The sequence below is a fragment of the Chitinivorax sp. B genome, from assembly GCF_005503445.1.
Taxonomy (GTDB): Bacteria; Pseudomonadota; Gammaproteobacteria; order Burkholderiales; family SCOH01; genus Chitinivorax.
In genome coordinates this window covers 92,810-105,348 of record NZ_SCOH01000003.1, presented here as the reverse complement: position 1 = coordinate 105,348, position 12,539 = coordinate 92,810, and the positions used below count along the sequence as shown (strand labels likewise).

General features: G+C 51.2%; 10 protein-coding genes. 5 read left to right on the top strand and 5 right to left on the bottom strand.

From position 1 onward, the window contains the following. Nucleotides 1-20: 20 nt before the first annotated feature. Nucleotides 21-1,115, bottom strand: coding sequence for an ABC transporter substrate-binding protein (locus FFS57_RS03075; RefSeq protein ID WP_137936292.1), 1,095 nt, complete (start codon nt 1,113-1,115; stop codon nt 21-23). Between the two features lie 155 nt (nt 1,116-1,270). Between FFS57_RS03075 and prsT the strand changes: the two genes are divergently transcribed. Both prsT and FFS57_RS03065 read left to right on the top strand, forming a co-directional pair. Beyond that, a complete protein-coding gene (gene prsT, locus FFS57_RS03070; protein WP_171013538.1) occupies nt 1,271-4,069 on the top strand; it encodes an XrtA/PEP-CTERM system TPR-repeat protein PrsT in 2,799 nt (932 codons plus the stop codon). A gap of 166 nt (nt 4,070-4,235) precedes the next feature. Continuing rightward, the gene (locus FFS57_RS03065; protein ID WP_137936290.1) at nt 4,236-5,309 is read left to right on the top strand and encodes a hypothetical protein; all 1,074 of its coding nucleotides are present in this window, start codon (nt 4,236-4,238) and stop codon (nt 5,307-5,309) included. Nucleotides 5,310-5,375: 66 nt separating this feature from the next. Here FFS57_RS03065 and FFS57_RS26065 read toward each other — a convergent pair whose 3' ends face one another. Both FFS57_RS26065 and FFS57_RS03060 read right to left on the bottom strand, forming a co-directional pair. Continuing rightward, nucleotides 5,376-5,498, bottom strand: a complete 123-nt coding sequence (locus FFS57_RS26065) for a hypothetical protein (RefSeq protein WP_283204897.1) — start codon at nt 5,496-5,498, stop codon at nt 5,376-5,378. Between the two features lie 41 nt (nt 5,499-5,539). After that, nucleotides 5,540-5,926, bottom strand: coding sequence for a hypothetical protein (locus tag FFS57_RS03060; RefSeq protein WP_137936289.1), 387 nt, complete (start codon nt 5,924-5,926; stop codon nt 5,540-5,542). Between the two features lie 236 nt (nt 5,927-6,162). Between FFS57_RS03060 and FFS57_RS03055 the strand changes: the two genes are divergently transcribed. The 3 genes from FFS57_RS03055 (at nt 6,163) to FFS57_RS03045 (ending at nt 9,607) form a co-directional block, all read left to right on the top strand. Continuing rightward, nucleotides 6,163-6,828 carry a response regulator gene (locus FFS57_RS03055; RefSeq protein ID WP_137936288.1) on the top strand — a complete coding sequence of 222 codons (666 nt, stop codon included), beginning with the start codon at nt 6,163-6,165 and terminating at the stop codon, nt 6,826-6,828. A 9-nt stretch (nt 6,829-6,837) separates the two neighbouring features. Next, nucleotides 6,838-8,223: a sensor histidine kinase gene (locus FFS57_RS03050; protein ID WP_137936287.1), complete on the top strand. Its 1,386-nt coding sequence runs from the start codon at nt 6,838-6,840 to the stop codon at nt 8,221-8,223. 487 nt (nt 8,224-8,710) lie between these two features. Next, on the top strand, nt 8,711-9,607 hold the full coding sequence (locus FFS57_RS03045) for a PEP-CTERM sorting domain-containing protein (protein ID WP_137936286.1): 897 nt from the start codon (nt 8,711-8,713) through the stop codon (nt 9,605-9,607). Between the two features lie 114 nt (nt 9,608-9,721). On the opposite strand, the gene FFS57_RS03040 is transcribed toward FFS57_RS03045, so the two are convergent. Together FFS57_RS03040 and FFS57_RS03035 are read right to left on the bottom strand one after the other, a co-directional pair. Next, a complete protein-coding gene (locus FFS57_RS03040; protein ID WP_137936285.1) occupies nt 9,722-11,152 on the bottom strand; it encodes a phenylacetate--CoA ligase family protein in 1,431 nt (476 codons plus the stop codon). Nucleotides 11,153-11,338: 186 nt separating this feature from the next. After that, nucleotides 11,339-12,064: a PEP-CTERM/exosortase system-associated acyltransferase gene (locus tag FFS57_RS03035; protein WP_137936284.1), complete on the bottom strand. Its 726-nt coding sequence runs from the start codon at nt 12,062-12,064 to the stop codon at nt 11,339-11,341. Nucleotides 12,065-12,539: the final 475 nt, after the last annotated feature.

Here is a 12,539-nt window from a genome sequence, read left to right as displayed (position 1 = left end):
CTACCGGGCGGGTCAGCGCGTTACTTCTTGACCGCAGCTTGCCATTGCTTCAGGAAATCCAGTCGCTTGGCCTGATCCAGGTAAACCAGCAAACCAGCACCGATGGGGATCGGTTTCAGGCTGGTGCCCAGTTGCTTGGTCAGCCCGGCGGCAGTGGTTTCGCCAGTCACGTCATGGCGAATCGAGAACAAATCGGATTGATTGGCAAGAATGGTCTGGCCGCGCTTGGAGAGCAGGTAATCCACCCACAGTTTGGCCGCGTTGGGGCTCTTGGCGTTTTTGGCGATAAAGGTGACACGGCTCAATACCAGCGTGTAATCCTTGGGGAACACGTAACCGATGGACGGGTCTTTCTGCGCCTTGGCATGGGCGTAGGAGCCGATGATGTTGTAACCGATCAGATTCTCGCCGGACGAGATCCGTTCCATCATCGTGCCGGTAGAGGATTGCAGCTTCATGCCATTACCGCTCATCGCCTTGACCAGATCCCAGGTGCCCGTGCCGCCAACGCGAAAATCCTGAGTCAGCAGGGTGAAGCCGACACCGGATTTTTCGATGTCATAGGTCGTGACCTTGCCCTGAAACTTGGCTGGGTTGGCCTTCAATACCTTGATGATGTCAGCGTGGGTCTGTGGCACTTCTTCCGGGGTCAACAGGCGCTTGTTGTAGACGATGCCGATCGGTTCATAGGTGGTGCCGTAGGCCTGTTTCTGAAATTCTGCCCAGTCCGGCACGGCGGCGCTTTCCTGAGTGACATAACTCATGGCAAAGCCATCGTTGACCAGCTTGACCTGCAGATCCATCGCGGAACTCCACAGCACATCTGCGCTGGTGCTGCCGGCTGCCGTCTCGGAGATGAAGCGGTTGTACAGTTCAGTGGTGTTCATGTCGTTGTATTCGATCTTCACCCCAGGGTACATGGCTTCGAAATCCTTGATCAGCGGTTTGGCTGCCGCGGCATCGGTGGCCGAATAGATCAGCAGCTTGCCTTCTTTCTTGGCTGCATCGATCACCGCCTGATAGCTGGCCGGGTAGCCCGCTGGTATGTCGGCCCAGGCTGCTGCCGGGATTGCACAGATCGCGGCCGCAATGGCCAAAGTGTTGAAACCTTTCATGTCTGCCTCCGTTATTAGCATGCGCATTGCGCTATGGTTGGGTTGTGGAAGCCATGGTAGGGGATGAAACCTTTCAAAATGCTTTCGCAGGTTTGGCCTGGCATACGGCGACCTATACTGAGATTGTCTGCTCAGACTGATCTGGAGTCATGTCCGTGACCATCACCTCATTCCCCCGCGTCATCAGGCTTGGTTCCTGTATCGGGTTGCTGGCAGCGCTATTGTTGATGCCGTTGGCCGCGTGCAACAAAACACCTTCTGCCCCTGTGGATGTATTGACCAAGGCCAAGCAAGACCGTGATCAGGGGAATACACGTGCTGCCATTATCGAGCTGCGCAATCTGCTGGACAAGGAGCCGAACCATGCCGAGGCTCGTTATACCCTGGGGATGATCTACCGGCAGATGAATGCTCCACGTGCCGCCGAGAAAGAGTTTCGCATGGCACTGAAGGCGGGTTATGACAAGACGGCGGTGATTCCACTATTGGCGGAAACGCTGTTCAAGCAAGGGCAATTCGACAAATTGCTGGAGGAAACCCGTTCCAGTGATCATGGTGAGCTGGTACTGACTGCGCCGATACTGGCGATGCGTGGGCATGCCTATGCATCGCTGGGTAACAATGACGAAGCGGCAGCGTCGTTCGATCACGCATTGAAACGGCAACCCGACCATGCGGAAGCTTTGCTTGGCAAAGCCCGATTGGCCGCTGCTCGTCGCGAACCTGCAGTGGCATCCAGCCTGATCCGTCAGGCGGCCACAGCCAATCCACAAAGTCTGGATGCATTGTTGATGCTGGCGGATACCCAGCATCGTGATGGCGAGGCAGAGGCTGCTTTAGGCAGTTATCTGAAAGCCTATGCGTTGTCGCCTTACAGCGTACCGGTCAATTTGAATCTGGCATCGATCTATTTGCTGAGTAATCGTACCGACGATGCCCGCAAGCATGTTGAAGCCTTGCGCAAGATAGCACCGGAAAACCCGATGGCCTGGTACTTTCAGGCTTTACTCGATTACCGTCGTGGCGATATCGCCGCAGCCGAGGCCGGGGTGAGGCAAGTTCTTAAGTTGGCGCCGAGTCATTTGCCGGGGACTGCATTGGCGGGGATGCTGGCCAGCGCGACTGGTGATTTCACCGGCGCAGAACGGCTTTTGCAGCAAGCCTTGTCACGCGAACCGGATAACCATCAGCTGCGAAAACTGTTGGCGGCGGTACTGATTCGTCATCACCGTGGACGTGAAGCACTGGCAATACTGACTGAGTTGCGTGAGGCGGATCCCGCCGATGTGCGTGTGCTGAGCCTGATGGGGGAGGCCTATCTGGAGGCCAAGGATCTGGACAAAGCCGCTCAGTTTCTGGAATTGGCAATGGCGAAATCGCCAACCAACAAACAGGTTAAAACCAATCTGGGGCTGACCAGGTTAATGGCTGGCGATACACAGCGAGCCCTGAATGACCTGGCATCAATTGCCAATGGGGCGGGGCAGTCGCCAGATGCCTTGCTGGCGAGTTCATTGTTATCTGCCGGGCAATATGATCAGGCATTGAAAGCCGTTGCCCGGATGGAGCAGGTGAACCCAAGGCGCGCCTTGACCTACAATCTGAAGGGCGCAATTCTGCTGGCGCAGCATAATGTGTCAGGAGCCCGTGCTGCCTTTGAACAGGCTTTAGCTATTCAGCCGGCCTATTTGCCGGCAGCATTGAATCTGGCGCAGTTGGATAGCCGGCTTGGGGAGGTTGGATTGGCCCGTAGCCGATTGCAAAAAGTAATTGCTTTGGATGCGGGGAATGTGGATGCGATGCTTGCGTTGGCTGATCTGGAAATCGCCGCCGGCAAACGTGACGATGCACTGCGTTGGTTGGAGCGGGCCAGTGCGGCACAACCTGGAGGCTTGAAGCCGATCTACGCGCAGGCCAGTCTGCTGTTTGGCGCAGGTGACTACGAGCGTGCCATACCGATGTTGGAGGCTGCGCTGAAGTTGGCGCCAGAACATGCTGAAGCGTTGAGCAAGCTGGCCTTCGCCCAGTTACAGACAGGCCGCCATCCGGAAGCGATGTCGAGCTATTCCCGTTTGATCATTTTGAATCCGAAATCTGCACAGGCCTATTATGGGTTGGCACTGGCCCAATCGGCTGCCATCAATTTTGCAGGGGCAGAGATGTCTTTGAAGAAAGCACTGGCCATTGATCCGGCATTTCCGGAGGCGTTAACAGCTTTGGTGGCGTTACAGTTGAAGGCAAACAAGGTGGCCGAGGTTATTCAGTTGGCCGCGCAAGTGCAAAAGCGTTTGCCGACTTCACCGGTCGGTTTTTTGGCCGAAGGGGATGCACGGATGTTGGACAAGCGCTATCGGCAAGCTGCAGTTGCATTCGAGCAGGCACATCGGCGGCAACCAGACTCTGCGTCATTGATCAAGTGGCAATCAGCATTGCGTCAGGATAATCGTGCCGTGGAGGCTGACCGGCTGATGAATACCTGGTTGACGACCCATCCTGACGACATGCAAGTGCGCATGCATGTGGCGGATACCGCCATCAAGCGTCAGCAATTTCAGGAGGCAGCGGCGCAATATGAACTGATACGCAAGCAGCAGCCGGACAATCTTGGGGTTCTGCACAATCTGATCCAGTGTTATCGGCAATTTGATGAAGCCAAGGCGTTGGCAGTGGCGGAGGCCGCTCATCAGCAGGCGCCAACTCATCCGTTGGCCCTGCAGGACTTGGCTGACATGCTGACGCGGGTTGGTAAGCATGAACGGGTGGTAGCACTGTTGCGTAAAGCGGTGGAAGTGGCACCCGATTCCCCATCTACTCGATATCAATTGGTACAGGCGTACTTGCAGACAGGGGAGAAGGCACAGGCTCGTGATGAGCTGGAACGACTGTCGAAAATGCAGCGCGACTTCCCTGAGCGGACTGAGGCAGAAAAGTTGTTGAGCCAGCTCCGTAACTGATTTGGTAAGTTCAAGCGGTACAGAATCATTTTCTAGATATGGATGTCGGTATATCTTACATTCCGAATTATTTATATGGAATTTACTTATTGAAAACAAAGGTTTTTTGTGTTGGTGCAAAATATGCTTATGTATGAGAGTCAACCGCAGAGCAAGGGTAGGCGCCATGAACAAGTCGTACCTTCGTATATTAAGGCAATGCGTGGTGAGCATGCTGGTGTGGTGCGTATCCCAGTTTGCCATGGCTGGTGCGCCATCCAGCTCCACCTGTCCGGGCACGTTCGATGCCAGCGGTAATGTATTGACCACCTGCTATTTCGATTTGACTGCGGCGCCGTCCAGCACACAAACGACACCACCCAATGTCATGCTTAACGGAGGCATTTTCCGAGTGCCTGATCCGGATGGTACGTTGGGGGGCATGGTGGTGGGCACGGGTGTGTTTGATCCGTTTGTTCGCATCCAGACCAGTAAAGGTTATGCGAAGTGTCAACCTAACTGCAGCGAGCAGGGTTTCAATACCGATGGTCGAACCAGCCCGCCAGGGAACGGTACGATTCTGGATAACCACGACAAAGGTGACAGCAACTGGAATCATTCGATCACGCTGGGTCAAATCCCCAAAATCACCGTGTGCGATGGTGGAGGTTCCACAGGTACCAATTGCCAGCAATACTATGAATTTCTGCTGGATATGAATGAAGAGGGTAACGAGAATTCCGGTTTGTCGTTGGACTCGTTCAAGCTGTATGTTGCCGGTAAAGGGGACATTCTCAGTAATTCGGTAACCGATGCAGGTTGTGCCCCAGATACCAGCCCGAATGGCACGTTCAAGTTATGCGATGGTGCGACGGAAGTGTATGACATGGATAACATTCCGGGTGGCGATGCCTCGTTGCTGATGGATTACACGAATTTCAGTGGCAGTGGCAAGGGTGTGGATCTACAGGCGTTGGTTCCAGTGAGCAACTTTGCGGGGTATACCGCTGACAGTTTCGTCTATCTCTACTCGAAGTTTGGTGAGACCGGAAGCAAGTGTACGGTTGCTGCCAACAAGAGCTCTCCTTGCCAAACACCCAACGGTGCGCTCGGTAGTAAGGCTAAATCGTTGACTTACGGCTCTGATGCAGGGTTTGAGGAATGGTCGATTCGTCGATTCAGCGATGTGCCCATTCCCTCTACAGCGTTGTTGATCGGATTGGGAATGATGTTGATCACCCGGTGGCGTCCGACACGCTAGGGTTGGCGCTCCGAAAGCAAACCGCCATGTCCTGGATGGGTATGGCGGTTTTTCATTAGAACCTGCTCAAGGTCTGTGATGAGCGGCCACCAACGGGATGAAGCGCAGCGCAAAAACCGGCGTGTAGGCGTGATACATGCGGATGTTGAGCGGCACATGAGCCCCGATCATGGTCGCGGAATAAGGCATGGAACAGGTTCTTAGCGGTGGGTAGCTGCAACAAAACCGGGTCAATCATGTTTTGAATGCTTGTCCTTTTTCTCTTTCTTAGGCTTATGTGCCTTGTTTCCCTTTCCATAATAGGTAACGACATAATCATGCGCTTCGTATGGCCGGTCGGTGGCCAGCAAGACGCTGACGCCACCCGAAGGTTTACTACCGATGCTGATTGGTAGACGGGCTCCGAATTGCCAGCTTCCGCCATCCAGCCAGAACCAGAGACGTCTTGCCGGTTCAAAATAGATCTCGCGAGCAGGATAATAAATGTATTTACGTTCTTTGGCGCGATGACCATGCGCAGGTGCCCATGGGGGCGGGGCACACCATGCTGGCATGGACAATAGTGTGCCGGTCAGCATGACAAGAGTGAGCATGGTACGAGGCTGGCATCGATTCACGATCGGCTCCTCTTCAGAAAATGTCACTGGCTACCCGGAGGTTTTCGTCTACAGCCCAGCAATCGATGGTAGTAGATTTCTTTGACTATAGGGCATGGTGTTGCAGGTTGCTTTGTACAAGCAGTACGGTCCTGAATAGGTGTCCTCTCGAAAATCGATCTGGGAATGAATACACTGGCAGACAAGCAATTCCTCGCAGTGCTTGATTGATGATGTACCCATGGTAAACAAACACAATGCGTATTCTACTTGTCGAAGATCATCTGCCACTGGCTGAGTCCTTGTACAAAGCGTTGACTCAGGCTGGTTTTGCAGTTGACTGCATGCATAACGGTGAAGACGCGGACCATGTGCTGCGTACTCAGGATTATGCACTGGTGATTCTGGATTTGGCCTTACCCAGGCTGGATGGTTGGGAAGTACTCAAGCGTTTGCGTGGACGACGTAATCGCGTACCTGTTTTGATTTTGACCGCACACGGTTCGGTGGAGGACAGAGTCCGGGGGCTCGATTTGGGCGCCGATGATTATCTGGCCAAACCATTCGATCTGGTTGAGCTGGAAGCCCGGGTGCGGGCGCTGATCCGGCGTAGTCACGGCATGGATTCAGCCCAGATAGGTTGTGGGCCGTTGGCGTACGACAGTGTCAGTCGGGTCTTTTCGCTGGGCAATCAACCCTTGAATCTGACCCCGCGTGAACATGCGGTATTGGAGATCCTGATCCTCAAAGGTGGCAAGCCTGTTGGCAAGGATGCGCTGTCTGAAAAGATATTTGGCCTGGACGAGCTGAGCAGTGCCGATGCAATCGAAATCTATGTTCATCGATTGCGCAAGAAGCTGGATGGTAGCGGGGTGGCCATTGTTACATTGCGTGGTCTGGGTTATCTGCTGGAAGTCAAGTAGCTTGTTGCGATGATCAAACCTAACAGTTTGCGCCTGCACCTGCTTGTCTGGTTATTTGTGCCCTTGCTGGCATTATTGGGACTGGATGCCTGGTTCACCTATCAACGTGCAATGAGCGCAGCCAACGTTGCATTCGACCGCATGCTGTATTCCTCTGCCCGCGCAATCTCAGAAGGCGTACGAGTGCAGGATGGCGATATTGTTGTGGATATTCCGTATTTTGCATTGGAGATGTTCGAAGCCAATGCCGAAGGCCGGGTATTCTATCGGGTCAGTGAAGATAATGGCAGGCAGTTGACAGGCTATCAAGATCTGCCACGACCGGCTGTTGCCAACGCTGAATTCTATCGTCCCTGGTATGCCGATGTTCCATATCGGGATGAAACCATCCGCCTGTTGTCGATTCGCCAGCCCGTGTATGACTTACTGACGGCCAGGAACCGCATTGTTTGGGTACAGGTAGGCGAAACCCCGGAATCGCGCCGTGAATTGGCGCGCGACATTCTGATTGGTGCGATTCAGCAAGAGGCCATCTTGATTGTATTGGCGCTGGCAATCGTGCTGGTGGCAACCAATCGGGGATTGCGGCCATTACGACGGCTGTCTCGACAAGTGGCAAGGCGGGAAGAAGGTGATTTGTCACCCATTGACGAGCGTGAATTGCAGACAGAGCTCAAACCGCTGGTTGAAGCGCTGAATCAGTACATGGCACGCCAAAGCCGGATGCTGACCGCCCGGCGTCGCTTCTTCGTCGATGCGGCCCATCAGCTCAAAACCCCGTTGGCGGTCATGCAGGCCCAGGCGGAATTGGCATTGCGCGAAGAGACGATACCGACGGTTCACCTGCAAGTTCGGCAGCTGTTGACAACACTGGGGCATGCTTCGCATGGCGTCAAGCAGCTGTTGTCGCTATCCCGTCTGGAGCCAGACAGCGGTCTGGTGACCAAGCTGCAACCGGTTGACCTGGTCATGTTGGCGAGAGAGGTCGCGATGGAATGGGTACCTGTTGCGCGGCGGTGGCAGGTCGATCTGGGGTTTGAATGTGACGGCGAGGTAATCGTGTCAGGTCAGCCCGGGTTGTTGCATGAATTGATCGGTAATCTCGTCGACAACGCAATCCGCTATGCAGGGTCAGGTAAACACGTCACGGTACGGGTTTCGGCCACGCCACAGCCATGTTTGGCAGTGGTTGATGATGGGCCGGGTGTACCGGCAACCGAGCGTGAGAATGTTTTCAAGCGCTTTTATCGGGTGGCGGGTGTCAGTGTGGAAGGCAGTGGATTGGGCTTGCCGATTGTCAACGAAATTGCCCGCTTGCATGACGCGGACGTGGATTTGACTGATACGCCTGGTGGTGGCTTGACCGTGATCATCTACTTTCCAGTCTTATCCTGAGTTGTTATCTACCCCGAAAAACGACGCGGGTCAGAATACGGCTTCGTAGCCCAAAACGCTTCTATGTGGGTCAGCACGATGTTGTGTCATGCTTTCATTCACACATCAATTGCTGCTTTGGTAATGTAAATGTTGTTTGTCAATGCGAGATCTGTAATTTACTAATTTCAAATGTATTGTTACTTTGAGTTGTAGACTGGACTTTACATTCATATTGCATGTGCTTCTTTGTATTTTTGATTGAAATTAATGTATGGAATTTGATATGTTGTTGATTAAAATTGCCTTATTTATTTAAATTGGTATTTCGAATATAAGGACGATCAGAAAAATACTACAAATGGTGGTGTCGGGGCAGTAGATTGACACTGGTCTTTATAAGGATGAGGTGCCTGGTAAAACGGGTCTTTTATCTTTCTGGTATGACTTTTGCTGAATGTGTTGATAGTTTTATTGATTTTTTAATTGTCATACATAAGGAGGAGTCATGAAGCTGTGTCAGTACATGAAAATATTGGCTGCCGGTACGGCATTGGTGGCATTGATGCCGAGTGCGAATGCGTTTGCATTGAATGGATTTGGCCCATTTGTTATGAAATTTGGAGGTTATACTGCAAACAGCCAGGATGGTGGGGCCGGAAATGCAGGCTCTGGACGTGAGAGTGTATTTGGTGCAGGCTATCTTGATCAGATCAAAAGCAGGGATGACCCGACAAAATATTTCTGGCAATCTGGCAATAATAATGAAACGATCTCATACATGATTTATGGTGTGTCGGATGCAAGTATCACGCAAGGCGGATCTTTTGGTAAGAATATTTACAACACAGGGTGCAGCAATGTCAGCTTTGGTTGTGATGGAAAAATTCATCTGGATTTCTATCTGGATAAAACAACAGATAAAGGTGGGACCAATCCAAGTTTTACTAGCGCAAACGGCCTGAAAGCATCTGATCGCACAGCTTTTAACAAGCTAAATGGTATAACGGATGGGACCTTATTGATCAGCTTGGTGTTTGATGTCGGTATCGTACCTAATGACGATTCGAGTACGCAATTTGATGAACGGCTGAGTACAATGTTTCAGGATGTAACGAATGATACATTACCTGCATCCGGTAAGGCCGCCTTCTATGCCAGTTGTGTTGCAGGTATCGCATGCTCGATGTTTAACACCAAGGGCCAGAATGGAGGCCTGTCCGATTTCCATGCAATGAATACCTTGATTGCCCTGGATCCTGCGGATGGAGCTGCTAAGAATGGGTGGGGCGGTTTCAATAATGATCCGATCCTCGGTAACGTGAAACAGGTACCGGAGCCGAGTAGCATCATGCTGTTGGCACTTGGATTGTTTGGCGTCGGGCATTTGTTACGTCGTCGATAGAAAGCCGTTGTGCAGGCCGGGTGGTGCCTTGCCTGCACAAGGATCGCTATGGTGGATTTGCATTTGTCCATCAGGTTCTGTTCTTCGTCGAGTCGTGACAGCTTTCGAATCGATTCAGAGATAGGCAAATTTCCGTTCAAAGTCGATTTCCATACCATACGGAAACGAAGAATAAGCATGCATGAAGATTTCGGGTTGTGTGGGCGAATATTTGGCAAGGTGTCCGTGCAGATTATCCAACATCCGATTTGATAGGTTTTTGCCATGCCTTAACTGTAGATCGAGTCGTCCGATGGTATTGGTGCCGGTCAGTCGGAAATTACCGGTTAGCGTTTCAGCAATGGCCGGCTCAGCATAAATCGCCTCCTTTACAGCTTCCGGGTAAAGTGGCCCCGATGTGGTCTGTAGTGCTTTACCTCGCCCATAGACAGCGACGAAGGGTAATTTCAGGTCCGGCTTGATATGGATGTCATGCCGCGCCAGTAAGCCCAGTAACTCGTCGTGGCGGAAGATATTGCCATAGTCCCCAGAGCAGTAACGGAGTAGCGGCAACTTCATTTCCGGGCTAAGCATTGAAATGACGATTTCGGGCCAAGTGGCTCCAACATTGCGTGTTTCTACATAGCAACGATGAGGGTAATACATGAAGAGCATTGGGCAGAATGGCGTGTCAATATGAAATAGCGCCTTACGGAGTGCGGCGTTTTCATGAGCCAGTCGTCGCATTCGGATTGTGTGGGGTGTTTCATGGAAGATATTCAGGTCGAGTTCGGCAACACCCATTGATGACATGATGAGTTTACCGCCTGGTTGGTCAAATTCACTGATGCCAAGCAGAGTCCCAATGTAGCTACGGTAATTTTCGGCAATGCCTTCTTCGCCTGTGACGAGATGAACGCGTAATGTTGGCCAATCAATGCCATGTTGATCCCGGCCATCCTCAATGATGCGTTTTAGGAATGAACCTTCTCCAATCATGACGACTTGATCAAACTCACCAGCAAAGCGTTGGATCAAGGCGTAGACCATGTCGTCCCGGACACTGGTCTCTGCCAGCACTGTAGAGCGTGTGTGTACTTTTACGCCCATCGGCAAGGCATTGATGACCAGCGTACTGAGTTCATCGATGTTGAACAGGTATTGTAAGCCGGCGTCGATCGATTTCGATGAGTTGTCCAGATTGGTGGCGGTATTCACACCGAAGGAAAACACGCCCGAGTGGCCAGAGCTGGTCAGCAACGATCGAACACCTTCCAGATGACCATCGACACAAAGCTCATGTATTGGAAATTGACCAAACGTGTTGTGCTTGTTGAGTAGAGGGGCTCTGCTCAAAAATGCATCAATTGAATCGATGGGTGAAGTTGGTTGACCATGTTGTTGCAGCAATTTTGCAAAGGCTGGCACGCATTTCAGCGCCCTGTTAAATGCGGCAATTGACTCCTGCTCTGAATTCTTCAGTAGTTGGTCGGGGGGGGTCTCACATAGTGATGCCAGAAAGGCTTTGCGACTGGCTTTCTCCTGTTCGGATGCGAAGGTTTTCATGGACTGTCTCCTCGTTTGGAATGAAATGAATGGAAGCAGATCGATGTCAATGGTTTCGCTCTGATGAACCGTTTCAGGTTAGTGCTTATGCGGTTATTGCGTGCCGACGGGGGATGCGCAACAGTCCTGATGTCTTGATCTGGCCATCACGATCTGATGATCAGCATGAATCATTTGCTTTGCTGGCTACTGAATTGGCTGTTGCAAAGATTGAAAGTCTGCATTGACGAAGAATTCCTCATGTAAATCGGGGCGCATCACCCGTAGGCTTCGTTCATATTCGTCAATTGATAGCATGTAAGGCCTGACGGGGCCATAGTAGTCCACCTCAGGGCCGATTGGCATAAAGCCCATCCCCATGCGGTTTAATAACCTGAGTAGACCGCTTTCCATTGCAGCCAGCAGGTATTTGATCTGATGTTGCCGGCAGCACTGGAATACAGCTTTGTACAGCCCCATGACAATTTCCGGACGCATGCGTGCATTGCTTTCCTTCACATGGACTGGCATGGATACGTAGTCATTGCTGGCACCATAATCATCGTCGCTGGCACGGCGACGATAGTTTTTACTGACCGCTAAGCGTGATATTTCGACGGCTGAATGAGGAATGGCAGGGATGCTGAGTTGGCAGTGTTCCTGCAGTGGGTAGCGATGAGTATGTTCACCTACAAGACGAATGGTACCGACCACCTGTTCAAATTGATCGATGGCTGCAAAATGGACCGAATCCCGATCATAGCGATCACATTCCTTGCCATTTTCAAAATGTGAAGCGGATAAGAAATTTTTTTCCAGGCAATAGACTTGGTAGCGGAGTTTAAAGCTTTCTTGCAAGAGTGGTGTGTTGTCTATTTTTCCAAAATAGAAATAACGGCTAAAAAATATATCATACATTGGGGGCGAAGCCATAATGTGTCATCCAAAGCTACTTATCTTGAATTTATAGATGTTTTTGGATGAATTTAAATGATGGTTTTGTTGATATTTATTGAGCGATAAAAACTTATAGTTTACATATTGCATATATTCGTATATTTAAAATTAAATGTAAGTAAAATCTGTTTTGAGTGTCGCGGTGTTGGTGTGTGATGGCCTGTGTAATAATGAAGTAAATAATTAAATTTTGATTCTATATTTTTGTCTTGGCCTAGTTCTTAATTCACTGCTTGAATGAGTGGGATAGTTCAGATACAGGGCTGTGCTGGCGGCGAGGTTATCTATGTGGCACGAATTACATCAGAATAATGAACAATTGATTGAGGCGTTGTATGACAGTGTAGCTTGTCCAGAACGACTTCACGATTTTGTGACGGATTTTTCAAAAAGACAGAACCAGATGTCGGCAGGTTTGCTGATTCTCAATAAGGGGCAGAGGCCAAGGCTG